The organism is Pseudomonas sp. MF08817 (genome assembly GCF_059862705.1).
In genome coordinates, this window is record NZ_JCBCUY010000023.1 from 12,245 (window position 1) to 37,592 (window position 25,348).

The window sequence follows — 25,348 nt, forward strand, 5'->3', positions numbered from 1 at the left end:
GCGAGGTGTCTGGGCACATCGCCAGCTTCGGTGAAAAACTCAGCGAATACACGGCGCTGCTGGCCCGGGAGAACCTGGTGTACCAGCAATTGCACGAGCGGGCCGCCGAGGTGGTGGCGCGGGTCGATCAGGCCTATGGCGTCGAGGACCAGGCCATGCAGGCGCGCATCAAGCAGAGCATGTTGTTGATTAGCGCGTCCTCGGTGCTGGCGTTGCTGGTGGGGTTGGTGGCGGCATGGGGGATCACCCGTTTGATCGTGGCGCCGTTGCGCAGCGTGATTGCGGTTGCCCAGCGCATCGCCGCGGGGGACTTGACGGCCATGGCTCCCGTCACCCGGCGCGATGAAATGGGCCAGTTGATGCAGGCCATGGCGCAGATGGGCGAGGACCTGAGCCGCATGGTCAGCGGGTTGCAGGTAGGCATCGAACAATTGGCCGGTGCGGCCCAGTCGCTGTCGGCGGTCACCGAGCAGACGCACCGGGAAGTCAGTAGCCAAAAAGAAGAAACCGAACAAGTGGCGACGGCCATGAACCAGATGACCGCCACCGTGCATGATGTGGCGCGCAACGCCGAACAAGCGGCCCAGGCCGCGCAGACTGCGGACGACAAGGTCGAGGGCGGCCAGCAGGTGGTGCGCCAGAGTTTGCAGCGCATCGAGCAACTGGCGGGTTCGGCCACGGCGGCCAGTAACAGCATCGAGAGCCTCAGTGCGCAGATCCAGAACATCGGTACGGTGCTGGAGGTCATCAAGAGCGTGGCCGAGCAGACCAACCTGCTGGCGCTGAACGCGGCCATCGAGGCGGCGCGCGCGGGCGAGCAGGGCAGGGGCTTTGCCGTGGTCGCGGACGAGGTGCGCGCGCTGGCCCGGCGTACGCAGCAATCGACCGAGGAAATCGAACGCCTGGTCAGTACCTTGCGCGCAGCGGCGAGTGCTTCGGTGCAGCAGATCCAAGGCAGTGGTGAGTTGGTGAAGCTGGCTGTCAGCGATGCATTGCAGACCGAGAGTGCCTTGGGCAGCATTGCGGCGGCAGTGTCGTTGATCCAGCAAATGAATCAGCAGATTGCGGCGGCGGCGCAGCAGCAGAGTTCGGTGGCCGAGGAAATCAACCGCAGCGTCACCAGCATCCGCGCCAGTGCCGAGCATTCGTCACTGGCGATGCAGGGCAATGCCACCTCGAGCATCGAGTTGGCGCAGTTGGGCGGGCAATTGCAGGGGATGGTGGAGCACTTTCGCCTGTAGCAGGCCGGTATTGCGGGCGGGGGGAGAGCGCCCGCCCACGTCGGTGAGCGTGGGCGGGCATTGGCCGTCAGTCGTAGATGACTTTCTTCTTCCAGTCGGCGTCGGCTTCTGCCGCTTTGAGGCCTTCGGTCAGTTCGTTGGCTTCGTCTTCGGTAGGCTGGATGTTGGTCAGCACCATGGAGTTAGCGCGGGCCAGGAGTTTTTCCAGGTACTTGAGCTGCTCGTTGTACACCGCAGGGTCCGGCTGCTTGCGCAGGTATTGGGCGCCGCGCTCGAACGCCAGGCGAGCCTGGCCCGGTTGGTTTTGCTGCAGGGCGTGCTGGCCCAGGTTATTGAAGAACTCGATGTGCAGCAGCACCAGCAGGTGGCGAATTTCCCGCAGCCAGTGCTTGGCCTCGTTGGTGGGCAGAAAGCCATCTTGCACCGCGCGAGTGACCTGACCGTGCAGGGCTTCGAGCAGGAAACGCACGTCCTTGGCCTTGGCTTCGGTCAGGATCGGCCCCGGCGGGTTGTTGACCGGGATCGATTCGCCCTGGGCCACCAACGCCTGGAGTTCGGCAATCCGCGCTTTGATGGACGGGTCGGACTTGTTCAGGTTGAGCAGGCGCTGGGTGACATTGAGTTCCAGGCGCGTGAGCAGCAACTTGAGGGCTGGCGTCATCAACTGGCCGGGAAAGGTCTCGGTGATTTCGCCGCAACGGCGGATACGGTCATTGAGTTCTACCCGGGTACGCGCCTTTTCCAGTTTGTTGTTTTCCACCACATGGTTCATGTAGCCAATGGCAATCAATAGGACAATCCCGGCTATGACTAGCAGGGCGATCATGAGTGGTGTCACCGGTAAGGCCTCTTCAGGGGATTGGCGTGCGAGTGTAGTGGCTTAGCCTATAGGCGCATAGGCCCGTACGACGAGTTGGAGCCGGTCGCTTCGCTGCTTATATAAGGGTAGTAAACGATGGGTGCACTTTGCCATCATCTGGCTCGGTGAACTATAGCGTCTTGTCGGGCGCCAGAATATAGGCGCCAAACACCGGGCGGCACAAATCCCGGGGAGCGCCCTGAAACCACCCCGAAGTCATTGATTTAAATAAATTTATAGTTGGGGGTTGACGACCCCCGAATCCATCCATAGAATGCGCGCCACTTACAGCGTAAAGCACACAGCCAACACGCAGTAAGCAGTGAATGTTGTACGTGTGTCCCCTTCGTCTAGTGGCCTAGGACACCGCCCTTTCACGGCGGTAACAGGGGTTCGAGTCCCCTAGGGGACGCCATTGCGGGAATAGCTCAGTTGGTAGAGCACGACCTTGCCAAGGTCGGGGTCGCGAGTTCGAGTCTCGTTTCCCGCTCCATTTTTAAACGGTGTTGCTTTCGGGCGGCACTGAGTGAAACCAGGACCAAGCCTTCGGGTGAGGGTCTGGGCACTGGGATACACACCATGTGTTCCAGTTAGCGTGTCCCCTTCGTCTAGTGGCCTAGGACACCGCCCTTTCACGGCGGTAACAGGGGTTCGAGTCCCCTAGGGGACGCCATTTGCGGGAATAGCTCAGTTGGTAGAGCACGACCTTGCCAAGGTCGGGGTCGCGAGTTCGAGTCTCGTTTCCCGCTCCATTTCACGAAAACGCCGCTCAATAGAGCGGCGTTTTTGTTTGTGCGCGATTTGTCGATTTCGGTGTTAATGAGACGGATTATCAATCTGTTTCTCTGCGCCTGCTTTTCCCTTAGACTCCGCCCCGCTGGCGCCAAGTGCCAGTTTGCAGACAAAAAAACAACGATCTGTCGCAGGGGAGCAGGGCATGCCTTTCAAGAGACGCACCTGGGTGCTGGCCATCGGGTCGGCGTATTACCTGGCGCCTAGCGCTTGGGCTGACACCGCCACGAACGTGCTGGAAATCGCGCCGATCACGGTGACTGGGGAAAAAATCAACCGCACCCTGGAGCAGACCCAGTCCAGCGTGGTGGTGGTCACCGAAGAAAAGCTGCGCGAACACGGCGATAAAGACCTGGTGGACGTCTTCGCCCGCACCCCCGGCGTCTACAACCAGGCCGGCAATGAAACCTGGGGTATTCGCGGCGTGCCGGTGTCCGGTTTCGATGACCAGGGCCCGGCCACCCTCAATGGCGCCATTTCGGTATACGTTGACGGCGCCCAGCAGCCCAACCGCGCCTTGACCCTGAGCCCCACGCCGCTGTGGGACGCCGAGCAGGTGGAAGTGTTCCTTGGCCCGCAATCGACCACCCAGGGGCGTAACTCCCTGGCCGGTGCGGTGGTGATCCAAACTAAGAATCCTACATTCGAGCCGAGCTTTTCCGCGCAGACCAACGTCGGTAACTACGGCGAACACGGTGCTGCCGTGGCCGGTGGCGGTGCGCTTGTGCAAGACAAGATCGCCGGGCGCATTGCCGTGGACTACCAGGAAGGCGACGGCTTTATTCGCAACGTCGACCTGCACGACGACGCCAACCCCCGTCGCACCAGCAATGCCCGCGGCAAATTGCTGATTCTGCCGACAGACGATGTTGACGTACTGCTCACCTACGCCCACAACGAGCACCGCCAGGGCGATCGCTCGGTGATGCGGGTCAATGACAAGGTGCAGTACTACAAGATTTCGTCCGACACCCAGGCGTTCGACAACCTCAAGCAAGACACCCTCAGCGCCAAGGTCGATTACCGCTTGAACGACGCCTGGACCCTGACCAGCCTGACCGCCAACACGCATTCGGACTACAGCGCCCGCTTGGATTTCGACCAGAGCGCGACGGCCAACGATGTGGTCCTGCGCAAGCAGGACGGTGACCTGTTCAGCCAGGAACTGCGCCTGGGCTATCAATCCGAGACGCTGCGCAGTTTCGTCGGCGCCTACTACGGCAACACCACCAACAACTTCCACGATCGCCTGCTGTTCGACAAAGTACTGGGCGGCACCACCAAGGGCGATACGCGGATCCAGAACCAGGCCCTGTTCGGCGAGATCAACTGGACCTTCGTGCCGCGCTGGACCCTGGTTACCGGCCTGCGCCTGGACCACGAACAGAACGACACCGACATCGACCAGGACGACTTCTCCAGCGCCGGCAAGGTCAGCAAGTCGTTCAATGCCGTGCTGCCCAAACTGGGCATTGACTACGAGTTGGCCACCGACCAATTTGTCGGCTTCATGGTGCGCAAGGGCTATCGCGGCGGTGGCGTCAACGTGCGCGCCGGTGGCGGCCACGCGGCCTACGACCCGGAATACACCACCACCTACGAGTTGTCGTACCGCGGCGCGTGGCAGGAAAAAACCCTGCGCGCCCGCGCCAACCTCTACTACACCGACTGGAAAGACCAGCAGGTTAGCGTGCTGGATGACGCGGGCAACTTCGTGCACATCTATAACGCCGGGCGCAGCGAGATCAAGGGCCTGGAGCTGTTCGTCGAGAAGGACGTGAGCCGCCACCTGACCCTGACCGCCGGCGGTGCGGTGACCGATGGCAAGTACAAGGATTTCGTCACCGGCAATGGTGAGGACATGGGCGGCGAGTCGTTCCTCCATTCGCCCAAGTACAAGGTCTCGCTGGGCGGCACCTATCGCCTGGACAACGGCTTGAGCCTCAATACCGACGTCACCTACCAGGCCGCGAGCCCTTCGCAGTACCAGTTCAACGACGCGGGCAAGGTGACGGGCGAGCGCAAAAGCGACAACTACGTGCTGGTCAACTTCAACGGCCAGTACCCCTTGACCCAGAACGTCACCGTCTCTGCCTACGTGAAAAACGCCTTTGACAAGGAGTACGTCACCAACAACCGCGTGGACGACATCATCGACGTCGGCGCCCCGCGTACCCTGGGCCTGGCGCTGCGCTACGACTTGTAGCGCAGCGGTTCGCCGGGGGCTACAGCGACAACATCAGGCGCCCAGCGAACAGAATCAGGATCAGCCCCATGCTGCGCTCGAACCAGTGCCCCAGGCGCAGGAATACCTGGCGCACCCGGGCGCTGGAAAAAAACAGCGCGACGATGACGAACCACGCCGCGTTGACCAGGCACATCCACACCCCGTACAGCGCCTGCACCTGCAACGGTGTCGAGGCGCTGACCACGGTGGTGAAAATCGCCAGGAAAAACAGCGTCGCCTTGGGGTTGGTGGCGTTGGTCAGGAACCCGGTCATAAAGGCCTTGCCCAGGCGTTGCCGGGGCAAATCGGGTTCCGCTTGCGCCATGCCTTCCAACTGGCTGCGGACCTTGCTGCGCAGCAGGTTGATCCCCAAATACAAAATGTAGCCAGCGCCCACCACCTTGGCCACCGTCAGTAGCCAGGGCAGGGCGTGCATCAGTGCACCCACGCCCAGCAGGGTGTAGAGCACGTGCACGGAAATCCCCGCGCCAATACCCAGGGCGGTGCACAGGCCCGTGAGGCGGCCGAAGCGCACGCTTTGGCGGATGGTCACGGCGAAGTCCGGGCCGGGGGCGATCACGGCCAGCAGGTGAATGGTGGCCAGGGCGATGAATTCGCCCAGATAAGTCGAGAGCATGGCGGTTCCAAAAGGGCGGGGAGTGCGGCGGCTGGCGATCAGCGGTATGGGGCGCAGTATAAACTTGCGCGCGATAGTGGATAATCCGTGCAAATTTCAATGGACTTATGCGCCATGAGCATCAATCTACCGTTACCGCTGTTGGCCGAGATGGCCACCTTCGTCAAGGTGGTGGAAACCGGCAACTTCTCCGAAACCGCGCGCCAGTTGGGCCTGTCACCCTCGGCGGTGAGCCGCAGCATTTCGCGCCTGGAACAGGCCCTGGGTACGCGCCTGCTGCAACGCACCACGCGCAAGTTGCGCCTGAGCGAAAGCGGCGAGGAAGTGTTCAAGCGCTGCCAGGACATGGTCAGCGCCGCCCGTGCGGTGCTGGCGGTCAGCGGCCAGTACGTGCAGGAAGCCCAGGGCCTGGTGCGGGTCAGTGTGCCCAAGGCTGTCGGGCGTTTTGTGTTGCACCCCCACATGGCCGAGTTTTTGCGTCGCTACCCCAATGTGGACGTGCAGTTGATCCTCGAAGATCGCCAGGTGGATTTGATCGACGACAACGTCGACCTGAGCATCCGCATCACCGACAGCCCGCCGCCGGGGTTGATCGGCCGCCCCTTGCTGCCCATCGACCACTTGCTGTGCGCCACACCGCAGTACCTGGCCGAGCACGGCACGCCGCGCCAGCCTCGGGACTTGCTCGGCCACAGCTGTATTTACCTGGGGGAAACCCCGGGCGATGCACGCTGGAAATTCAAGCAGGGCAGCCGCGCGGTGACGGTGGCCGTGCGCGGGCGCTATGCCGCCAACCACACCGGCGTGCGCCTGGACGCGGCGTTGCAGCATGTGGGTATCGCCAGCCTGCCGTACTTCACCGCGCGCCATGCCCTGGAGCAGGGCACCCTGGTGCAGGTGCTGGCGGACTGGGACTTCATCGCCTCCTACACGGGCGACGCCTGGTTGCTGTACTCGCCCACCCGCTACCTGCCGCCCAAGTTGCGGGTGTTTATCGACTATCTGGTTGAGTGCCTGGGCCGCGAGCCGACGTTGGCACCCTGGAAAGCCGCGCAAACAAAAGGCCCGTAGCGCAGGGCTGGCGGGCCTTGGGTCAAGCGTGGCGGCGGATCAGTGCTTGCTGCCCTCGTCAGGCATGGCCAGCAGTTGCTTTTCCTGGTTCCAGTCGAAGGGTTCGTCGTTCTGCTCGGCTTCGTAGCGGCGGTCTTCGAGGGCCTGGTACAGGTCGATTTCGTCGTCGGGCATGTAGTGCAGGCAGTCGCCGGCGAAGTACCAGAGCAGGTCGCGGGGCACCAGGTGGGCGATTTGCGGGTAGCGCTGGATCACCTGGCACAGCAGGTCCTGGCCCAGGTATTGGCTTTCGATCGGCTCGATGGGCAAGGAGGCGCGCAGTTCGTCGAAGCGTTCCAGGAACAAGGCGTGGCTCTCTTCCGGCACCTGCTCGGCATCACCTACCGCGACCAGGATGCTGCGCAGAAGGTCGAGCTGGACGAGTGTTTGGTCGAGCATATGAAGGGTCCTCTAGAACTGAAGCAAAACGGGCGCCGGAGTATATAGCCGCGGCGCCCGTTTTTCATTACCCGCCCGCTCTGCGGGCAGTGGTCAGCGCACTTTGCCGGCGCTGGCGCTCAGTTCCTCTTTGCTGAAGTCATCGACGTCGATCACCGCGCGCTGCGCCGTTTGCGCGTCGCGCAGGGTCTGCGCCTCGCCGGCCTGCAACACGCCGGCCTCCAGGGCGGCATCGATGGCATGCTCGCCGGCGGCCGGGGTGACCTGGCCGCTTTTGAGGGCGGCGTGGAGTTTTTTCTGCAAGGGTTGGGCACCGTCGAGCAGGTCGCAGGCGTGTTGCAGCGCGCCGACCGGGTCTTGCGCCGATTGCGGGCGGTAGCAGCCTTGCAGCAACTCTTCCAGGGCCGGGTCGCCTTTGGCGCGGCCGATTAACGCAGCCACTTGCGCGGCCAGTGTGTCCGACGGCCCGGTGTGGCGCCGGCCGAAGGGGAACACCACCACCCGCAGCAGGCAGCCGAGCACGCGGTTGGGGAAGTTGCTGAGCAGTTCATCCAGCGCCCGTTCGGCCTGGCCGAGGCTTTCCTCCATGGCCCAGCACAGCAGCGGCTCCATGTAGTCGGGCGAGCCGAGGTCGTGGTAGCGCTTGAGGGCGGCGCTGCCCAGGTACAGGTTGCTCAACACATCCCCCAGGCGTGCCGACAGCCGCTCGCGGCGCTTGAGTTCGCCGCCCAGCAGCATCATGCACAGGTCGGCCAGCAGGGCGAAGGCCGCAGCCTGGCGGTTGAGGGCGCGGAAGTAGCCCTGGCTGAGCTTGTCCCCGGGCGCCGCTTCGAAGTGGCCCAGGCCCAGGTTGAGCACCAGGGTGCTGGCAGCGTTGCTCACGGCAAAGCCGATGTGCTTGAGCAGCAGGCCATCGAACTCCACCAGGGCTTGGTCTTTGTCTTCGCGGGCGGCGAGGGCCATTTCCTTGAGCACGAACGGGTGGCAGCGGATCGCGCCCTGGCCGAAGATCATCAGGTTGCGCGAGAGGATGTTGGCGCCTTCCACGGTGATGAAAATTGGCGCCCCTTGCCAACTGCGGCCCAGGTAGTTGTTGGGCCCCATGATGATGCCCTTACCGCCGTGCACGTCCATGGCGTGGCTGATGCACTCGCGGCCGCGCTCGGTGAGGTGGTACTTGAGGATGGCCGAAAGTACTGAGGGTTTTTCCCCCAGGTCCACCGCGTTGGCGGTGAGCATGCGGGCGCTGTCCATCAGCCAGGCGTTGCCGCCGATGCGCGCCAGGGCTTCCTGGATGCCTTCAAACGCCGCCAGCGGTACGTTGAATTGCTCGCGCACCCGGGCGTACTGGCCGGTCACCAGGCTGGTGAACTTGGCCGCGCCGGTGCCCACCGCCGGCAGGGAAATGGAGCGCCCCACGGAGAGGCAGTTCATCAGCATCACCCAGCCTTTGCCGAGCATTTCCTGGCCACCGATCAGGCAGTCCAGCGGCACGAACACGTCTTTGCCCGAGTTCGGCCCGTTCATGAACGCCGCGCCCAGGGGCAGGTGGCGGCGGCCGATTTCCACGCCGGGGGTGTCGGTGGGAATCAGCGCCAGGCTGATGCCCAGGTCTTCCTGGTCGCCGAGCAAATGCTCGGGGTCATAGGCCTTGAACGCCAGGCCCAGCAGGGTGGCGACGGGGCCGAGGGTGATGTAGCGCTTTTCCCAGTTCAGGCGCAGGCCCAGCACTTCCTGGCCTTGCCACTGGCCTTTGCAGATGATTCCGGTGTCGGGCATGGCGCCGGCGTCGGAGCCGGCCAGCGGTCCGGTCAGGGCGAAGCAGGGGATGTCGTCGCCCCGGGCCAGGCGTGGCAGGTAGTGGTTGCGCTGCTCATCGGTGCCGTAGTGCAGCAACAGCTCGGCCGGGCCGAGGGAGTTGGGCACCATCACGGTGGACGCGAGGTCGCCGCTGCGGGTGGCCAGTTTCATCGCTACTTGGGAGTGGGCGTAGGCCGAGAAGCCTTTGCCGCCGAATTCCTTGGGGATAATCAGGGCGAAAAAGCCGTTTTGCTTGATGTGCTCCCAGGCCTGGGGCGGCAGGTCCATGTCCTGGCCGATCTGCCAGTCGCTGACCATGGCGCACAGTTCTTCGGTGGGGCCGTCGAGGAAGGCTTGTTCTTCTTCGCTCAACTGCACCTTGGGGTAGGCCAGCAGGGTGTCCCAATTGGGCCGCCCGCTGAACAGCTCGCCGTCCCACCACACGGTGCCGGCGTCGATGGCATCGCGTTCGGTCTGGGACATGGGTGGTAGGGTTTTCTGGAACCAGCTGAACAGCGGCGCGGTGAACAGTTTGCGGCGCAGGTCCGGCAGCAGCAGGGGCGCGGCCACGGCGGCCAGCAACAGCCAGAAAACCAGCAGCAGCCAACCCGGTGCGTGGCTGGCGACGCCCATGGCCACCAGGTACACGGCCACCATGCCCATCGCGGGCAGGGGCGCGACCCGGCGATGCGCCAGGTAAGCAATGCCGAGCACCAGAACCAGTATCCACAACAGCAACATATTCAATCCTCCATGAGACCAGGGGCAAAACCACCCTCAGAGCGTAGACGGCATCTGTGAAGCGGGGGCGGTGAGAGCGGGGTAGGACAGTGTGCGTGATGATTGTCAGTCGGGTCGGCGGCAGATGTAAGAGTGCTGGCGCCTGCCCCGGTGGCAATCCCTGATATTTGGCCGAAACGTCGTTATCCGTGTGCGGGGTCTGTCGCTAGACTCGGGGCTTCCCCAGGAGAGCCTTCCCATGCACGAATACCTCAAGCCCGGCCGGTTCATCGATAGTGACCACCCTGCGGTGGTGGAGTTCGCGCAAAAACATCGCGGCACTGCTCGCGAGCCGCGCGAGCAAGCGGTGAACCTGTACTACGCGGTGCGTGAAGCGGTGCGCTACAACCCTTACACCTTCAGCCGCGACCCCGACACCCTGCGCGGCAGCTACGCCCTGGCCAGCGCCGAAAGTTACTGTGTGCCCAAGGCCACCCTGCTGGCCGGGTGCGCGCGGCATTGCGGTATACCGGCGCGCATTGGCCTGGCCGATGTGCGCAACCACCTGTCCACGCCGCGCCTGATCGAGCTGCTCAAAAGCGATGTGTTCGCCATGCACGGCTACACCGAGCTGTACCTGGACGGGCGCTGGGTCAAGGCCACGCCTGCGTTCAACCAGAAACTGTGCGACCTGTTCGATGTGCCGGCCCTGGATTTCGACGGGGTCAACGACAGCGTATTCCACCCCTTCAACCGCCAGGGGCAGCAGTCGATGGAGTACCTGGTGGACCACGGCCAGTTCGCCGATGTGCCCGAGGCGTTGTTCTTCGGCCACATTGCCCAGTGTTACCCGCACCTGCTCGCCGACCATCAGAGCGGCCTGCTGGGGGACTTGCAGAGCGATTTGAGTCGCGCCTGATCCGGCGTAGACTGCCCGGGCATTTAGCCATCTGGGAGCGCTCATGCTGAAAATCTGGGGTCGGAAAAACTCATCCAACGTGCGCAAGGCGCTGTGGTGCGCCGAAGAGTTGGGCTTGGCCTACGAGGCCCTGGACGCCGGCGGTGCCTTTGGCGTGGTGGATACGCCGCAGTACCGGGCGCTCAACCCCAACGGGCGGATCCCGATGATCGAGGACGATGGCTTTGTGCTGTGGGAATCCAACGCCATCGTGCGCTACCTGTGCGCCCGCCACGCCAGCGATTCGCCCTGGTACCCGGCCGATGTGCAGGCCCGGGCCAGCGCCGACAAGTGGATGGACTGGACCACCTCGACCTTTGCCGAACCCTTCCGCCAGGTGTTCTGGGGCGTGCTGCGCACCCCCGCCGAGCAGCAGGACTGGGCCGCCATTCACGCCGCCCGCGACACCTGCGCGCAATTGTTGGCCCGTGTGGACCAGGCGTTGGCTGGCCAACCCTACCTCTCGGGCGAGGCCATCGGCATGGGCGATATTCCCCTGGGCAGTTTTATTTACGCCTGGTTCGAGATGCCCATCGAGCGCGCGCCGCTGCCCCATTTGCACGCCTGGTACGAGCGCCTGAAACAGCGCCCGGCCTACCGCCACGCGGTGATGACTGCGTTGACTTAATACCGACTATCAACACAGGTGACTGTACTTGTGCGGCCTCGACAAGCACCATTGCGCCTGTCGGTGCCGCTGCATTGCTTGCGGCCCACGCTGGTTTTCCTCTTTTCCTTCCTTCTTGGTGCATGAATCCGATATGAGTTCCGCTCTGTCCATCCGGCAGCTAACCAAAACCTACGGCAACGGTTTCCAGGCCCTGAGTGGTATCGATCTGGACGTCGCCGAAGGTGACTTTTTCGCCTTGCTCGGCCCTAACGGCGCCGGTAAATCCACCACCATCGGCATCCTCTCCACCCTGGTCAACAAGACCAGCGGCACGGTGAACATCTTCGGCCATGACCTGGACCGCAACCCGGCGGCGCTCAAGCGTTGCATCGGCGTGGTGCCGCAGGAATTCAATTTCAACCAGTTCGAGAAGACCTTCGACATCGTCGTGACCCAGGCCGGCTACTACGGCATCCCGGCCAAAGTCGCCAAGGAACGCGCCGAGCAGTACCTGACCCAGCTCGGCCTGTGGGACAAGCGCGATGTGCCGTCGCGCTCGCTCTCTGGTGGCATGAAGCGGCGCTTGATGATCGCCCGCGCCCTGGTCCACGAGCCGCGCCTGCTGATCCTCGACGAGCCCACCGCGGGCGTGGACATCGAACTGCGCCGCTCGATGTGGACCTTCCTCACCGAGCTGAACGAGAAAGGCATCACCATCATCCTCACCACCCATTACCTGGAAGAGGCTGAACAGCTGTGCCGCAACATCGGCATCATCGACCACGGCACCATCGTCGAGAACACCAGCATGCGTCAGTTGCTCGGCCAACTGCATGTCGAGACGTTTTTGCTCGACCTCAAGCACAACCTGCAAGCGCCACCGGCGCTGGTGGGCTACCCCAATCGGCTGGTGGACAACCACACCCTGGAAGTCCAGGTGGACAAGGCCGTGGGCATCACCGCGCTGTTCGGCCAACTGGCGGCGCAGAACATCGAAGTGCTGAGCTTGCGCAACAAAACCAATCGCCTTGAGGAGTTGTTTGTGTCCCTGGTGGAAAAAAACCTGGCGAAGGTGGCCATATGAACTCGGAACTGCGGCCCAACCTCGTTGCCCTCAACACCATCATCTACCGTGAAGTGCGGCGCTTTACCCGCATCTGGCCGCAAACCCTGCTGCCGCCGGCGATCACCATGGTTTTGTACTTCGTGATCTTCGGCAACCTGATCGGCCGGCAGATTGGCGACATGGGCGGTTTCACCTACATGGAGTACATCGTGCCGGGGCTCATCATGATGTCGGTGATTACCAACGCCTACAGCAACGTGGTGTCGAGCTTCTTCGGCGCCAAGTTCCAGCGCTCCATCGAGGAATTGATGGTGTCGCCGGTGTCGCCCCACACCATCCTCATCGGCTATACCGTGGGCGGCGTGTTGCGCGGCCTGATGGTGGGGTTGATCGTGACGCTGCTGTCGCTGTTCTTCACCGATTTGCAGGTCCACCACCTGGGCGTGACCGTGGTGGTAGTGGTGCTGACGGCGACGATCTTCTCGCTTCTGGGGTTCATTAACGCGGTATTTGCACGCAACTTCGACGATGTCTCGATTATCCCGACCTTCGTGCTGACCCCGCTGACTTACCTGGGCGGGGTGTTCTACTCCATCAGCCTGCTGCCGCCGTTCTGGCAGACCGTGTCGCTGGCCAACCCGGTGCTGCACATGGTCAACGCCTTCCGCTACGGCATCCTGGGCGTGTCGGACATCAAGATCAGCGTCGCCATCGCCTTTATGCTGGTGGCCACCGCGGTGCTGTACATCGGTTGCGCGCGGCTGCTGGTGAGCGGGCGCGGGATGCGTCAATAGCTAATTGATACGTAATGAAAAACGGCCTCCATCTGGAGGCCGTTTGCGTTTTTACTGGCGCTTTTTCTGGCGTTGCTTCCACTGGCGCCCCACCCACCAGCGCCAGTACAGCATGGTCAGGCAATAGGCGAGGGCGCCGAGTACCACGCCGGCCACCACCGAGCCCAACAAGAACGGCTGCCACAGGGTGGAAAGCTGGCTGCTGATCCACTCCCAGGTCAGCTCGTCGGGCAGGCTGCGCGGCGGCACGTTCATCAGCCAGGCCCCGAGCTGGTAGGTGCAGAAAAACACCGGCGGCATGGTGATGGGGTTGGTCAGCCACACCAGGCTCACGGCAATCGGCATGTTGCCGCGCACCGACACCGCGAGGGCGGCGGCCAGCAGCATCTGCGCCGGGATCGGCATGAACGCGGCAAACAGGCCCACCGCCATGGCGCGGGCAACCGAGTGGCGATTGAGGTGCCAGAGGTTGGGGTCGTGGAGCAATTTGCCGAGAAAGCGTAAGGACTTGTGTTCCCGGATACTGGTCGGGTCGGGCATGTAGCGTTTGAATAAGCGCCGGGGCATGGGAATTCTCGGTCGGTTCAAGCGGGCAGTATGCCCGGAATCTACCGAAGGCCGATTCAGACTTTGTGACAATTAATAAGCGCGTGCCTGTGTGACCCGGCTATTCCTCAGTCGTGGACTCTCAAGGACGGGCTTATGCGCACAGGGATGCTGGCGCTGGCGCTGGGTTTGTTGGCGCTGCGTTTTCTGCCGGTACTGCCGCCGGTCGGGTTATTGCTGCTGGCGGTCACGCTGGCGCTGATGCTGTTGCCGTTTCGCACTTATCCACTGGCGTTGTGCCTGCTGGGGCTGAGTTGGGCCAGCGTGTCGGCCCACTGGGCCTTGGCCGATCGCTTGGCCCCGGCGTTGGACGGGCAGACCCGCTGGGTCGAGGGCCGCGTGGTGGGGCTGCCGCAAGAGGCGGGCAGCGTGGTGCGTTTCGAGCTGGCCGGGGCCACGGCGCGCAAGGCCCGCTTGCCCAAGTTGATGCGCCTGGCCTGGCACGGCGGGCCACCGGTGCGCAGCGGCGAGCGCTGGCGCCTGGCAGTCAAACTCAAGCGCCCGAGCGGGCTGCTCAACCCCCACGCCTTCGATTACGACGCCTGGCTGCTGGCCCAGCGCATCGGCGCCACCGGTACGGTCAAGGACGGCCAACGCCTGGCACCGGCGCACGGGGCCTGGCGCGACAGCCTGCGCCAGCGCTTGGCGCAGGTCGATGCCCAGGGCCGCAACGCAGCCCTGACGGCGTTGGTGCTGGGGGACGGCGCGGGCCTGGGCAGCAGCGACTGGCAGGTGCTGCGCGATACCGGCACCGTGCACCTGTTGGTGATTTCCGGGCAGCACATCGGCTTGCTGGCGGGGTTGGTGTATGGCGCGGTGGCCGGGGTGGCGCGCCTGGGCCTGTGGCCGCGGCGCTGGCCGTGGCTGCCATGGGCCTGTGGCCTGGGGTTCGCGGCGGCGCTGGGGTATGGCCTGCTGGCCGGGTTTGATGTGCCGGTGCGCCGCGCCTGCCTGATGATCGGCCTGGTGCTGTTATGGCGTTTGCGCTTTCGCCATTTGGGCGCGGGGTGGCCGCTGTTGCTGGCGCTTAATGGCGTGCTGCTGGTGGAGCCGCTGGCCAGCCTGCAACCGGGGTTCTGGCTGTCGTTTGCGGCGGTGGCGGTGCTGGTGTTCATCTTCAGCGCTCGCCTGGGCCGTTGGCGCGGCTGGCAGGCCTGGACGCGGGCGCAGTGGCTGATCGCAATCGGCCTGGGCCCGGTGCTGTTGGCGTTGGGCTTGCCCATCAGCCTGAGCGGGCCTTTGGCCAACCTGGTGGCCGTGCCCTGGATCAGCCTGTTGGTGTTGCCCCTGGCCCTGCTCGGCACGGCGTTGCTGGCGCTGCCGTTTGTCGGAGAGGGGCTGTTGTGGCTAGCTGGCGGCGCCCTCGACCTGCTGTTTCGCGCCCTCGCGTTGTTGGCCGCGCAACGCCCGGCCTGGGCGCCGCCGGCCTTGGCGGGGTGGGCGTGGGCGATCACTGCCCTGGGCGCGGTGTTATTGCTGTTGCCCGCCGGCGTGCCGTTGCGCGGGCTCGGCTGGCCGATGCTGCTGATGGCGGTTTATGCGCCGCGCCCGGAGATTGCCCACGGCCAGGCGCAGGTCTGGCAATTGGACGTCGGCCAAGGCCTGGCGGTGCTGGTGCGCACGCGCCAGCACGCCTTGCTGTACGACGCCGGCCCGCGCCAGGGCGAATTCGACCTGGGCGAGCGGGTGGTGCTGCCGGCGTTGCACAGCCTGGGGGTCCAGGGCCTGGACCTGATGCTCCTCAGCCACGCCGACGCCGACCACGCGGGCGGTGCCGGCGCGGTGGCGCGGGGCCTGCCGGTGGCGGCGGTGATCGGCGGTGACCCGGCCGCGCTGCCGGCGTTCTTGAACGCCCAGGCCTGCACCAGTGGCCAGCAATGGCAATGGGATGGCGTGACCTTCCGCCTCTGGCGCTGGGCCGACGCCCGCGACAGCAATCAGACCTCTTGTGTGTTGCAGGTGGAGGCCGGCGGCGAACGCTTGCTGCTGACCGGCGATATCGACACCGAGGCCGAACGGGCGCTGCTGGCCAGCCCCCTGGCGGTGCCGACCCATTGGTTGCAAGCGCCCCACCATGGCAGCCGCAGCTCATCCTCAATGGCGTTGCTCCAGGCCCTGAAACCGGGCGCCGTGTTGATCTCCCGTGGCCAGGGCAACGCTTTTGGTCACCCTCATCCACGGGTGATGGCGCGTTACCACTACCTCGGTATGGACGTTTACGACAGCGCCGAACAGGGCGCCATTCGCCTCGACCTGGGCACCTTCAGCGCCGCGCAAACCCTGCGCCAGCAACGGCGCTTCTGGCGCCCGCCCTGAGATAACCCGGTGTTATTAAACGCGGGGTCAATGCGACATCACGTTCTTCGGTGGCCTGCGGCGCTATGTTAGAGTGGCGCACTTTTTCGAGGGGGCTGTCACTGTGTGGGAATTGGTCAAATCCGGCGGCTGGATGATGCTGCCGATCATTCTGAGTTCCATCGCGGGCCTGGGCATCGTCGCCGAACGCCTGTGGACCCTGCGCGCCAGCCGTGTCACCCCCGAGCACTTGCTGGGCCAGGTGTGGCGCTGGATCAAGGACAAACAGCTGAACAAGGAAAAACTCAAGGAGCTGCGCGCCAATTCCCCCCTGGGCGAGATCCTGGCCGCGGGCCTGGCCAACTCCAAGCATGGCCGCGAGATCATGAAGGAGTGCATCGAAGAGGCCGCCGCCCGGGTCATTCATGAACTGGAGCGCTACCTCAACACCCTGGGCACCATCGCCGCCATGGCGCCGCTGCTGGGCCTGCTGGGCACGGTGCTGGGCATGATCGATATTTTCAGCTCATTCATGGGTACGGGCATGAGCGCCAATGCCGCGGTACTCGCCGGCGGCATCTCCAAGGCCCTGATTACCACGGCCGCGGGCCTGATGGTGGGCATCCCCGCCGTGTTCTTCCATCGCTTCCTGCAACGCCGGGTCGATGAACTGGTGGTGGGCATGGAGCAGGAAGCGATCAAATTGGTCGAGGTGGTACAGGGCGACCGGGACGTCGATCTGGTCGAGGGCAAAGCGTGAAATTTCGCCGCAAACCGCGAGAGACGGTTGATATCAACCTGGCCTCGCTGATCGACGTGGTGTTTATCCTGCTGCTGTTTTTCGTCGTGACCACCACCTTCACCCGCGAAACCCAACTGCGCGTCGACCTGCCCGAGGCCGTCAGCGGCTCGCCGGCCGAAGACCAGGTGCTCAAGCAGGTGGACATCGCCATCAGCGCCGACGGCGTGTACAGCGTCAACAACCAACTGCTGGCCAAGAACGACCTCGCCGGCCTGATGGAAGCCTTGCAGAAGGAGTCGGCGGGCGACACCAGCCTGCCGCTGTCCATCAGCGCCGATGGCAAGACCCCGCACCAAGCCGTGATTACCGCCATGGACGCGGCCGGCAAACTGGGCTTCAGCCATTTGCGCATGACCACGGTCGAAGCGGCCCCGGTTCCCTGATGGCACTTTCCGATCGCTTGCTCGACGCCTGGTACACCGGCCACCCCGCGCTGAAGCTGTTGCAGCCCCTGGAATGGCTGTACCGGCGCGTGGTGGCGGGCAAGCGCGCACGTTTTCTGGCCGGGGAGGGCACGATTTACCGCGCGCCCGTGCCGCTGATCGTGGTCGGCAATATCACCGTGGGCGGCACCGGCAAGACGCCGTTGATCCTGTGGATGATCGAACACTGCCAGCGCCAGGGCCTGCGGGTGGGTGTGGTCAGCCGTGGCTACGGCGCCAAACCGGCGCAATTGCCGTGGCGCGTGCGCGCCGAACAGAGCGCCGCCGAGGCCGGGGACGAACCCTTGCTGATCGTGCAGCGCACCGGTGTGGCGCTGATGATCGACCCCGACCGCAGCCGCGCCGTGCAGGCCTTGCTGGCGGCCGAACCGCTGGACCTGATCCTGTGCGACGACGGCTTGCAGCATTACCGCTTGGCCCGCGACCTGGAACTGGTGCTGATCGACGCCGCCCGGGGCCTGGGCAACCGCCGTTGCCTGCCGGCCGGGCCGCTGCGTGAGCCGGTGGAGCGTCTGCACAGCGTCGACGCGCAGTTGTTCAACGGCGCGGCCAGCGATACCCCCCAGGGTTACGCCTTCCAACTGCAACCCACGGCGCTGGTCAACCTGCTCACCGGCGAGCGCCGTGGCCTCGATCATTTCGCCCCGGGCCAGGCCCTGCACGCGGTGGCCGGCATCGGCAACCCGCGGCGTTTCTTCACTACCCTGCAAGCGCTACACTGGCGGCCCGTGGCCCACGCCTTCGCCGACCATGCCCAGTACAGCCCGCAGGCCTTGAGTTTCACCCCTGCGCTGCCGTTGGTCATGACCGAAAAAGACGCGGTCAAATGCCGGGCCTTTGCCTTGGCCGATTGGTGGTACCTGGCCGTGGATGCCGCGCCGTCGCCGGCCTTCGTCGCCTGGTTCGATACCCAATTGATGCGCCTGCTACCCACCCGTCTCTTGCCTTAATACGCTGTTATCCAAGGAGTTTTCATGGACACCAAACTGCTCGATATCCTTGCCTGCCCGGTCTGCAAAGGCCCGCTCAAACTCAGCGCCGACAAGACCGAACTCATCAGCAAGGGCGCCGGCCTGGCGTACCCGATCCGCGACGGCATCCCGGTGATGCTCGAAACCGAGGCCCGCACCCTGAGCAACGACGAGCGGCTGGATAAATGAGCACCGCGTTCACCGTTGTCATCCCGTCGCGCTTTGCCTCCACCCGCCTGCCGGGCAAGCCGCTGCAACTGATCGCCGGCAAGCCGATGGTCCAGCACGTTTGGGAACAGGCCTGCAAAAGCAGCGCCGAGCGGGTGGTGGTGGCCACCGATGACGCGCGCATAGTCGACGCCTGCCGCGCCTTTGGTGCCGAAGTGGTGCTGACCCGCGAAGACCACAATTCCGGCACTGATCGCCTGGCCGAAGTGGCCACGGCGCTGGGCTTGGCGCCCGACGCCATTGTGGTCAACGTGCAGGGCGACGAGCCGTTGATTCCGCCGGCCCTGATCGACCAAGTGGCGGCCAACCTGGCGCACCACGGCGAGGCGCGCATGTCCACGCTTTGTGAGCCGATCGAAGACGTTGAAACCCTGTTCAATACCAATGTCGTCAAAGTCGTCAGCGACTGCAACGGCCTGGCCCTGACCTTCAGCCGTGCCACCTTGCCCTGGGCACGCGATGCCTTCGCCAGCGATCGCACGCAACTGCCCGCCGGCGTGCCGTACCGCCGCCACATCGGTATCTACGCCTACCGCGTCGGTTTCCTTCATGACTTCGTCAACTGGGGCCCGTGCTGGCTGGAAGACACCGAGTGCCTGGAGCAACTGCGCGCCTTGTGGCACGGCGTGCGCATCCACGTCGCCGACGCCCTGGAAGCGCCACCGGCCGGGGTCGACACCCCGCAAGACCTCGAACGCGTTCGACGTCTGCTGGAGGCCTGATGCGCGTTTTGTTCGTGTGCCTGGGCAACATCTGCCGCTCGCCCACCGCCGAAGGCGTGTTGCGCCACAAATTGCGCGAGGCCGGGTTGGCTGCGCAGGTGCAAGTGGCTTCGGCCGGCACCGGTGACTGGCATGTCGGCAACGCCCCGGACAAACGCAGCCAGGCCGCGGCCCTGCGCCGTGGCTACGACCTCTCGGCCCAGCGCGCGCAGCAGGTGAGCCGCGCCGATTTTGCCGATTACGACCTGATCCTGGCCATGGACCACAGCAACCTGCGCAACCTCAAGGCCCTGCAACCGGCCCAGGGGCGTGCAGAGTTGGACCTGTTCCTGCGCCGCTACGCGTCCAGCGTCGATGAAGTGCCCGACCCTTACTACGACGCCGAGCAAGGCTTCGAGCAGGTGCTGGACTTGATCGAGCATGCCTGCGATTTGCTGGTGATCGAAGTCAAGGGGCGCCTATGAGCCTGGTGTTTGAACCGCAGGTTTCGCTCAAGGCCTTCAACACCTTCGGCGTCGATGTGCGCGCCCAGGTGTTCGCCCAGGCCCACAGCGACGCTGATGTGCGCGAAGCGCTGGCCTATTGCGCGCAACAGCAATTGCCGCTGTTGGTGATCGGTGGCGGCAGCAACCTGCTGCTGACTGCCGACATCCCCGCGTTGGTACTGCGCATGGCCACCCAGGGCATCCGCATCCTTAGCGATGACGGCGTGCAGGTGATCGTCGAAGCCGAAGCGGGCGAGGCCTGGCACCCCTTTGTGCTGTGGACACTGGCCCAGGGCCTGTCGGGGCTGGAGAACCTCAGCCTGATCCCCGGGACCGTGGGCGCCGCGCCCATGCAGAACATCGGCGCTTATGGCGTGGAGATCAAGGACGTGTTCGCCGGGTTGACCGCCCTGGACCGCGAAAGCGGCGAGTTGCGCGACTTTGACCTGCACGCCTGCCGCTTCGGCTACCGCGATAGCCTGTTCAAGCAGCAGCCGGGGCGCTGGCTGATCCTGCGGGTACGCTTTGCCCTGAGCCGCGTCGAGCATTTGCACCTGGGCTACGGCCCGGTCAGCCAACGCTTGGCGCAGTTGGGCATCGCCCAGCCCAATGCCAGCGACGTGAGCCAGGCGATTTGCAGCATCCGCAGCGAAAAACTGCCGGACCCGGCCGTGCTCGGCAATGCCGGCAGCTTCTTCAAGAACCCGCTGGTGCCGGCAGCGCTGGTGGCCGAGCTCAAGGTGGATTACCCGGACCTGGTGGCTTATCCGCAGGCGGACGGGCAGATGAAACTGGCCGCCGGGTGGCTGATCGAGCGCGCGGGGTGGAAGGGCTTTCGCGAGGCCGATGCCGGCGTGCACCGCCTCCAGGCCTTGGTGCTGGTCAACTACGGCGGCGCCACCGGGTTGCAGTTGCTGAACCTGGCCCAGCGCATCCAGCAGGACATCGCCCAACGCTTCAAGGTGCAATTGGAGATGGAGCCCAACCGCTACTAGCCTCGGCACCTGCGGTATCCAAAGCCCTGTGATCGTTTCGATCCCAGGGCTTTTTTGTCAATTGCTGCTTAACTTGGCCTGCTAACGATGCGTCGTTCGTTGTACTTAAAAGGCCCGGTGAAGACCCGTCTTCGCAAGAGAGCCTCCCCTTAGCCTGAGCCCATCTGCGTTGCCACACCGCTCGGCCCCGAGCGGCAGATGGCTCGACCCAAAGCCAAAAACAAGGCGGGCGTGCCCATGATGACACTCAAACTCAACGGTCAAGACCACCCCCTGGACGTCACCGAAGACATGCCCCTGCTCTGGGCCATCCGCGATGTGATCGGTTACAGCGGCACCAAATTCGGTTGCGGCATGGGCCTGTGCGGTGCTTGCACCGTCCATATCGACGGCGCCCCGGCGCGCAGTTGCATCACCCCCATCGGCTCGGTGGCCGGGCGCAACGTCAGCACCATCGACAACCTGCACAACGACCCGGTGGGCCAAGTGGTGCAGCAAGCCTGGCTCGACGTGGCGGTGGCGCAATGCGGCTACTGCCAGGGCGGGCAGATCATGTCCGCCACCGCGTTGCTCAAAACCACGGCCAACCCCAGCGACGAACAAATCGAACACGCCATGCTTGGCAACTTGTGCCGCTGCGGCACCTACAACCGCATCAAGACCGCCATCCACCAGGCCGCGGCCCGATTGCAGGAGGCCAAGGCATGAGCCCGTTACCCAGCGATTTTGCCCTGAGCAACTTGAGCCGCCGCGGCTTCCTCAAAGGCCTCGGCGCCACCGGCGCATTGGTGCTGGCGGCCAGTTGGGGCTGGCAGCAGGCCTTGGCCGACGAAGCCAAGTTCGGCGCCGAAGGCATGCCCCACGGCGCGGTAGACGACCCCAAGGTGTACGTGAGCATCGCCGCCGATGGCCAGGTCACGGTGCTGTGCAACCGCTCGGAAATGGGCCAAGGCGTGCGCACCAGCCTGGCCATGGTGGTGGCCGACGAATTGGAAGCAGACTGGGCGCGGGTCAGCGTGGCCCAGGCGCCGGGGGATGAAGCGCGCTTCGGCAACCAGGACACCGATGGTTCGCGCAGCATGCGCCATTGGTTCGAGCCGATGCGCCGTTGCGGGGCGGCGGCGCGGGCGATGCTGGAGCAGGCCGCCGCCGCCCAGTGGCAGGTGCCGGTGGGCGAATGCCGGGCCCGCTTGCACCAGGTCATCCACTCGCCCAGTGGCCGCGAACTGGGCTACGGCGCATTGGCCAGCGCCGCCGCAGCCTTACCCGTGCCACCGCGTGATGGCCTGCGCCTCAAGGGCCCGCACGAGTACCGCTACATCGGCAAGGAGGCGACGCGGGCCATCGACGGCGCCGATATCGTCAACGGCCGGGCTATCTACGGCGCCGACGTGCATTTTGAAGGCATGCTCTACGCCACCGTGGCGCGGCCACGGGTGTATGGCGGCAAGGTCAAATTGCTGGACGACAGCGCGGCGCTCAAGGTGCCCGGGGTTATCAAAGTCATGGCCATCGAGGGCCGGCCGTTGCCCTCGGAGTTCCAGCCCCTGGGCGGTATCGCCGTGATTGCCCGTAACACCTGGGCCGCGATCAAGGGCCGCGAAGCGCTGAAAATCGAGTGGGACGACGGCGCCAATGCCGGCTACAACTCCACCGCCTATCGCCAGGAGCTGGAAGCCGCCGCCCGCCAACCCGGCAAAGTGGTGCGCAACAGCGGTGACATCGAGCAGGCCATGGCCAGCGCTGACAGCAGCCTGGAAGCCGCCTACTACTTGCCGCACCTGGCGCAATCGCCGATGGAGCCGATGGTGGCCATCGCCCGCTTCCAGGGTGGCCACTGCGAAGCCTGGGCGCCGAGCCAGGCACCGCAGGTGACCCGCGAGCGCATTGCCGAACGCCTGGGCATCGGTTTTGAGCAGGTGCGGGTCAACGTCACCCTGCTGGGCGGCGGCTTTGGCCGCAAATCCAAGCCGGATTTCATCCTAGAGGCGGCGATCCTGGCCAAGGCCTTCCCCGGCACAGCGGTGCGGGTGCAGTGGACCCGCGAGGACGACATTCATTTTTCCTACTTCCACACGGTGTCGGCCGAGTACCTCAAGGCCAGCCTGAACAAGGACGGCTTGCCGTCGGGCTGGTTGCACCGCACGGTGGCGCCGAGTATCACCGCGCTGTTCGCCCCAGGCATGGCCCACGAGGCTGCGTTCGAGCTGGGCATGGGCTTTACCAACATGGCCTACGCGATCCCCAACGTGCGGCTGGAAAACCCCGAGGCGGCGGCCCATACCCGGGTCGGCTGGTACCGCTCGGTGTCCAACATTCCCCATGGCTTTGCCATCCAGAGCTTTGTCGATGAACTGGCCCATAAAGCCGGCCAGGACCCGCTCAAATACCAGCTCAAGTTGTTGGGCCCGGACCGCCAGATCGACCCGCGCACCCTCAGTGAAGAGTGGAACTACGGCGAATCCCCCGAGCGCTACCCCATCGACACCGGGCGCCTGCGCCAAGTGCTGGAAGTGGCGGCCAAGGCTGCCGGGTGGGGCCGGCCACTGCCTAAGGGCCGGGGGCTGGGGCTGGCGGTGCACTACAGCTTCGTCACCTACGTGGCGGCGGTGCTGGAAGTGGAAGTCCAGGACGATGGCACCTTGATCGTGCACAAGGCCGATATCGCCGTCGATTGCGGCCCGCAGATCAACCCCGAGCGCATCCGCTCGCAGTTCGAGGGCGCCTGCGTGATGGGCCTGGGTAACGCGGTGCTGGGGGAAATCAGCTTCAAGGATGGCCGCGTGCAGCAGGACAACTTCCATATGTACGAAATCGCGCGCATGTCCCTGGCGCCTCGGGAAATCGCCGTGCACCTGGTCACCCCGCCCGGCGAGGTGCCGTTGGGCGGTGTCGGCGAACCCGGTGTGCCACCCATCGCGCCGGCGCTGTGCAACGCGATTTTCGCCGCCACCGGCAAGCGCATCCGTAACTTGCCGGTGCGCTTACAGGCCCAGGGATGGCGCGCCTGATGGACAGTGTCGACCTGAACGTGTTGCGCAGCGTGCTGCAATGGCGCCGTGATGGCCGCGCGGTGGTGCTCTACAGCGTGGTGCAGACCTGGGGCAGCGCGCCCCGCCCGCCAGGGGCGATGCTGGCGTTGCGCGATGATGGCGTGGTGATCGGCTCGGTGTCCGGCGGCTGCATCGAAGACGACCTGATCGCACGCCTGCATGACGGACGCCTGGCGGCGAGCGGCCCGCCCGTGGAGCTGCTGACCTATGGCGTCAGCCGCGACGAGGCGGCCCGTTTCGGCCTGCCCTGTGGCGGCACCTTGCGCCTGGCCCAGGAACGGCTCGACGACCCGGCCTGGGTCGCGCAACTGCTGGAGCGCTGCGCGGCCCACGAAATCGTCGCCCGCGAACTGGACCTGGCCACAGGCCGGGTGACGTTGCTGGCGGCGGGGCGGGCCGACAGCCTGAGTTTCGATGGGCGCACCTTGCGCGCGATCTACGGCCCGCGCTGGCGCTTGCTGCTGATCGGCGCCGGGCAGCTCTCGCGCTATGTGGCGCAGATGGCGCGGTTGCTGGATTTCGAGGTGCTGGTCTGCGACCCGCGCGAAGAGTTCAGCCACGGCTGGGACGAGGCCCATGGGCGGTTCGTCGCGGGCATGCCGGATGACGCGGTGCTCAACATCCACACCGACGAACGCACCGCCATCGTCGCCCTGACCCACGACCCGCGCCTGGACGACATGGCCTTGCTCACGGCGCTGGAGTCCCGGGCGTTCTATGTGGGCGCGCTCGGCTCGCGGGCCAACAGCCGCAAACGCCGGGAAAACCTCGCCCAACTGGGCTTGCCCGGCGCCGCCATCGAGCGCTTGCATGGGCCGATCGGCTTGTACATCGCCAGCCACACGCCAGCGGAGATCGCCCTGTCGCTGCTGGCGCAAATCGTTGCCCACAAAAACGGCGTGGCCCAGGCCGGCATGCGGCGGGCGGACGAGGCGGCAGCGTGACGCCTTTGGTGGTGGTGCTGGCGGCCGGGCAGGGCAGGCGCTTTCGCGAGGTGGCGGGGGCGGGGCAGGACAAGTTGCTGGCCCCTTGTGTCGGCCGTGATGGCCGTCGTCGGCCGGTGATCGAGCAGGTGCTGCGCAACCTGCCGGCGCAGTTCACGCGCCGGCTGCTGGTGACCACGGCGGATCGCCCCGGAGTGGCCAGCCTGGCGCGGGCCTATGGCTGCCAGGTGCTGATCGTCGAGCCGGGCGGTATGGGCGATAGCATCGCTGCGGCGGTCGCTCTCGGGCCTTCTGCGGGTGGTTGGTTGCTGGTGTTGGGGGACATGCCATTTGTGTTGCCCGCGAGCATCGAGCAGGTGGCTGCCGCGTTGATGCCGGACAGCATCGCGGTGCCGCTGCATCAGGGCGAGCGCGGGCACCCGGTGGGGTTTGGCGCAGGGTTCGGTGCGACATTGGCGGGGCTGAGTGGGGACCGTGGGGCCAAGCGCCTGTTCGCTTCGGCGCGGGTGGCCGAGGTGGCGGTGCCGGATCTGGGCGTGCTGTGGGACGTGGACGAGCCGCAGGCCTTGGTGTTCTGAACCATAAAAAAGC

General features: G+C 65.0%; 24 protein-coding genes, 4 tRNA genes and 1 pseudogene. 24 read left to right on the forward strand and 5 right to left on the reverse strand.

The window, feature by feature from the left end:
• Positions 1 to 179: 179 nt before the first annotated feature.
• Positions 180 to 383 (forward strand): annotated as a pseudogene (locus AC19YR_RS15395) (HAMP domain-containing protein); the annotation flags it as partial.
• A gap of 15 nt (positions 384 to 398) precedes the next feature.
• Complete coding sequence (locus AC19YR_RS15400) at positions 399 to 1,241, forward strand: methyl-accepting chemotaxis protein (RefSeq protein ID WP_371856252.1); 843 nt, start codon at positions 399 to 401, stop codon at positions 1,239 to 1,241.
• Positions 1,242 to 1,308: 67 nt separating this feature from the next.
• Here the strand turns inward: AC19YR_RS15400 and AC19YR_RS15405 are convergent, their stop codons facing one another.
• Entirely contained in the window at positions 1,309 to 2,079 is a 771-nt protein-coding gene (locus tag AC19YR_RS15405; RefSeq protein ID WP_095110813.1) for a hypothetical protein, read from the reverse strand.
• 360 nt (positions 2,080 to 2,439) lie between these two features.
• On the opposite strand from AC19YR_RS15405, the gene AC19YR_RS15410 reads away from it, so the two are divergent.
• From AC19YR_RS15410 to AC19YR_RS15430, 5 genes are all read left to right on the forward strand, one after another.
• Positions 2,440 to 2,515 (forward strand) — tRNA-Glu (locus AC19YR_RS15410).
• A 2-nt stretch (positions 2,516 to 2,517) separates the two neighbouring features.
• A tRNA-Gly gene (locus AC19YR_RS15415) sits at positions 2,518 to 2,593 on the forward strand.
• Between the two features lie 104 nt (positions 2,594 to 2,697).
• A tRNA-Glu gene (locus tag AC19YR_RS15420) sits at positions 2,698 to 2,773 on the forward strand.
• Between the two features lie 3 nt (positions 2,774 to 2,776).
• A tRNA-Gly gene (locus AC19YR_RS15425) sits at positions 2,777 to 2,852 on the forward strand.
• 185 nt (positions 2,853 to 3,037) lie between these two features.
• Positions 3,038 to 5,098, forward strand: coding sequence for a TonB-dependent receptor (locus AC19YR_RS15430; protein ID WP_500599108.1), 2,061 nt, complete (start codon positions 3,038 to 3,040; stop codon positions 5,096 to 5,098).
• Positions 5,099 to 5,117: 19 nt separating this feature from the next.
• On the opposite strand, the gene AC19YR_RS15435 is transcribed toward AC19YR_RS15430, so the two are convergent.
• On the reverse strand, positions 5,118 to 5,756 hold the full coding sequence (locus AC19YR_RS15435; RefSeq protein WP_500599110.1) for a LysE family translocator: 639 nt from the start codon (positions 5,754 to 5,756) through the stop codon (positions 5,118 to 5,120).
• A gap of 114 nt (positions 5,757 to 5,870) precedes the next feature.
• On the opposite strand from AC19YR_RS15435, the gene AC19YR_RS15440 reads away from it, so the two are divergent.
• Complete coding sequence (locus AC19YR_RS15440) at positions 5,871 to 6,827, forward strand: LysR family transcriptional regulator (RefSeq protein ID WP_500599111.1); 957 nt, start codon at positions 5,871 to 5,873, stop codon at positions 6,825 to 6,827.
• Positions 6,828 to 6,866: 39 nt separating this feature from the next.
• Here AC19YR_RS15440 and AC19YR_RS15445 read toward each other — a convergent pair whose 3' ends face one another.
• Positions 6,867 to 7,265 (reverse strand): PA2817 family protein, encoded by a 399-nt coding sequence (locus AC19YR_RS15445; RefSeq protein WP_095110817.1) that lies wholly within the window; start codon positions 7,263 to 7,265, stop codon positions 6,867 to 6,869.
• Between the two features lie 93 nt (positions 7,266 to 7,358).
• Positions 7,359 to 9,806: an acyl-CoA dehydrogenase gene (locus AC19YR_RS15450; RefSeq protein WP_500599113.1), complete on the reverse strand. Its 2,448-nt coding sequence runs from the start codon at positions 9,804 to 9,806 to the stop codon at positions 7,359 to 7,361.
• Positions 9,807 to 10,044: 238 nt separating this feature from the next.
• Here AC19YR_RS15450 and AC19YR_RS15455 point away from each other — a divergent pair, with 238 nt between their 5' ends.
• The 4 genes from AC19YR_RS15455 (at position 10,045) to AC19YR_RS15470 (ending at position 13,213) form a co-directional block, all read left to right on the forward strand.
• On the forward strand, positions 10,045 to 10,704 hold the full coding sequence (locus tag AC19YR_RS15455) for a transglutaminase-like domain-containing protein (RefSeq protein ID WP_500599115.1): 660 nt from the start codon (positions 10,045 to 10,047) through the stop codon (positions 10,702 to 10,704).
• 43 nt (positions 10,705 to 10,747) lie between these two features.
• Entirely contained in the window at positions 10,748 to 11,371 is a 624-nt protein-coding gene (locus AC19YR_RS15460) for a glutathione S-transferase family protein (protein WP_500599117.1), read from the forward strand.
• A gap of 133 nt (positions 11,372 to 11,504) precedes the next feature.
• Positions 11,505 to 12,437 carry an ABC transporter ATP-binding protein gene (locus AC19YR_RS15465; RefSeq protein ID WP_095110821.1) on the forward strand — a complete coding sequence of 311 codons (933 nt, stop codon included), beginning with the start codon at positions 11,505 to 11,507 and terminating at the stop codon, positions 12,435 to 12,437.
• The gene (locus AC19YR_RS15470) at positions 12,434 to 13,213 is read left to right on the forward strand and encodes an ABC transporter permease (protein ID WP_095110822.1); all 780 of its coding nucleotides are present in this window, start codon (positions 12,434 to 12,436) and stop codon (positions 13,211 to 13,213) included. The genes AC19YR_RS15465 and AC19YR_RS15470 overlap by 4 nt, the downstream gene beginning before the upstream one ends.
• A 51-nt stretch (positions 13,214 to 13,264) precedes the next feature.
• Here the strand turns inward: AC19YR_RS15470 and AC19YR_RS15475 are convergent, their stop codons facing one another.
• Entirely contained in the window at positions 13,265 to 13,780 is a 516-nt protein-coding gene (locus AC19YR_RS15475; protein ID WP_095110823.1) for a DUF2062 domain-containing protein, read from the reverse strand.
• 135 nt (positions 13,781 to 13,915) lie between these two features.
• Here AC19YR_RS15475 and AC19YR_RS15480 point away from each other — a divergent pair, with 135 nt between their 5' ends.
• The 12 genes from AC19YR_RS15480 (at position 13,916) to AC19YR_RS15535 (ending at position 25,335) form a co-directional block, all read left to right on the forward strand.
• A complete protein-coding gene (locus tag AC19YR_RS15480; RefSeq protein WP_500599118.1) occupies positions 13,916 to 16,135 on the forward strand; it encodes a DNA internalization-related competence protein ComEC/Rec2 in 2,220 nt (739 codons plus the stop codon).
• Positions 16,136 to 16,238: 103 nt separating this feature from the next.
• On the forward strand, positions 16,239 to 16,874 hold the full coding sequence (pocA, locus tag AC19YR_RS15485; RefSeq protein WP_176465160.1) for a flagellar polar localization protein PocA: 636 nt from the start codon (positions 16,239 to 16,241) through the stop codon (positions 16,872 to 16,874).
• Positions 16,871 to 17,299, forward strand: coding sequence for a flagellar polar localization protein PocB (gene pocB / locus AC19YR_RS15490; RefSeq protein ID WP_095110826.1), 429 nt, complete (start codon positions 16,871 to 16,873; stop codon positions 17,297 to 17,299). The genes pocA and pocB overlap by 4 nt, the downstream gene beginning before the upstream one ends.
• The gene (lpxK, locus tag AC19YR_RS15495) at positions 17,299 to 18,309 is read left to right on the forward strand and encodes a tetraacyldisaccharide 4'-kinase (protein ID WP_500599121.1); all 1,011 of its coding nucleotides are present in this window, start codon (positions 17,299 to 17,301) and stop codon (positions 18,307 to 18,309) included. The genes pocB and lpxK overlap by 1 nt, the downstream gene beginning before the upstream one ends.
• Positions 18,310 to 18,333: 24 nt before the next feature.
• Positions 18,334 to 18,519 carry a Trm112 family protein gene (locus tag AC19YR_RS15500; RefSeq protein ID WP_095110828.1) on the forward strand — a complete coding sequence of 62 codons (186 nt, stop codon included), beginning with the start codon at positions 18,334 to 18,336 and terminating at the stop codon, positions 18,517 to 18,519.
• Positions 18,516 to 19,280 (forward strand): 3-deoxy-manno-octulosonate cytidylyltransferase, encoded by a 765-nt coding sequence (gene kdsB / locus AC19YR_RS15505; protein WP_500599122.1) that lies wholly within the window; start codon positions 18,516 to 18,518, stop codon positions 19,278 to 19,280. Before AC19YR_RS15500 ends, kdsB begins: the two co-directional genes overlap by 4 nt.
• Positions 19,280 to 19,744 carry a low molecular weight protein-tyrosine-phosphatase gene (locus AC19YR_RS15510; protein ID WP_500599123.1) on the forward strand — a complete coding sequence of 155 codons (465 nt, stop codon included), beginning with the start codon at positions 19,280 to 19,282 and terminating at the stop codon, positions 19,742 to 19,744. Before kdsB ends, AC19YR_RS15510 begins: the two co-directional genes overlap by 1 nt.
• Positions 19,741 to 20,760 carry a UDP-N-acetylmuramate dehydrogenase gene (gene murB / locus AC19YR_RS15515; protein ID WP_095110831.1) on the forward strand — a complete coding sequence of 340 codons (1,020 nt, stop codon included), beginning with the start codon at positions 19,741 to 19,743 and terminating at the stop codon, positions 20,758 to 20,760. Before AC19YR_RS15510 ends, murB begins: the two co-directional genes overlap by 4 nt.
• Before the next feature lie 237 nt (positions 20,761 to 20,997).
• A complete protein-coding gene (locus AC19YR_RS15520) occupies positions 20,998 to 21,468 on the forward strand; it encodes a (2Fe-2S)-binding protein (RefSeq protein ID WP_095110832.1) in 471 nt (156 codons plus the stop codon).
• Positions 21,465 to 23,771 carry a xanthine dehydrogenase family protein molybdopterin-binding subunit gene (locus tag AC19YR_RS15525; RefSeq protein WP_500599125.1) on the forward strand — a complete coding sequence of 769 codons (2,307 nt, stop codon included), beginning with the start codon at positions 21,465 to 21,467 and terminating at the stop codon, positions 23,769 to 23,771. The genes AC19YR_RS15520 and AC19YR_RS15525 overlap by 4 nt, the downstream gene beginning before the upstream one ends.
• A complete protein-coding gene (locus AC19YR_RS15530) occupies positions 23,771 to 24,757 on the forward strand; it encodes an XdhC family protein (protein ID WP_095110891.1) in 987 nt (328 codons plus the stop codon). Before AC19YR_RS15525 ends, AC19YR_RS15530 begins: the two co-directional genes overlap by 1 nt.
• Positions 24,754 to 25,335 (forward strand): nucleotidyltransferase family protein, encoded by a 582-nt coding sequence (locus tag AC19YR_RS15535; protein WP_500599126.1) that lies wholly within the window; start codon positions 24,754 to 24,756, stop codon positions 25,333 to 25,335. The genes AC19YR_RS15530 and AC19YR_RS15535 overlap by 4 nt, the downstream gene beginning before the upstream one ends.
• Positions 25,336 to 25,348: the final 13 nt, after the last annotated feature.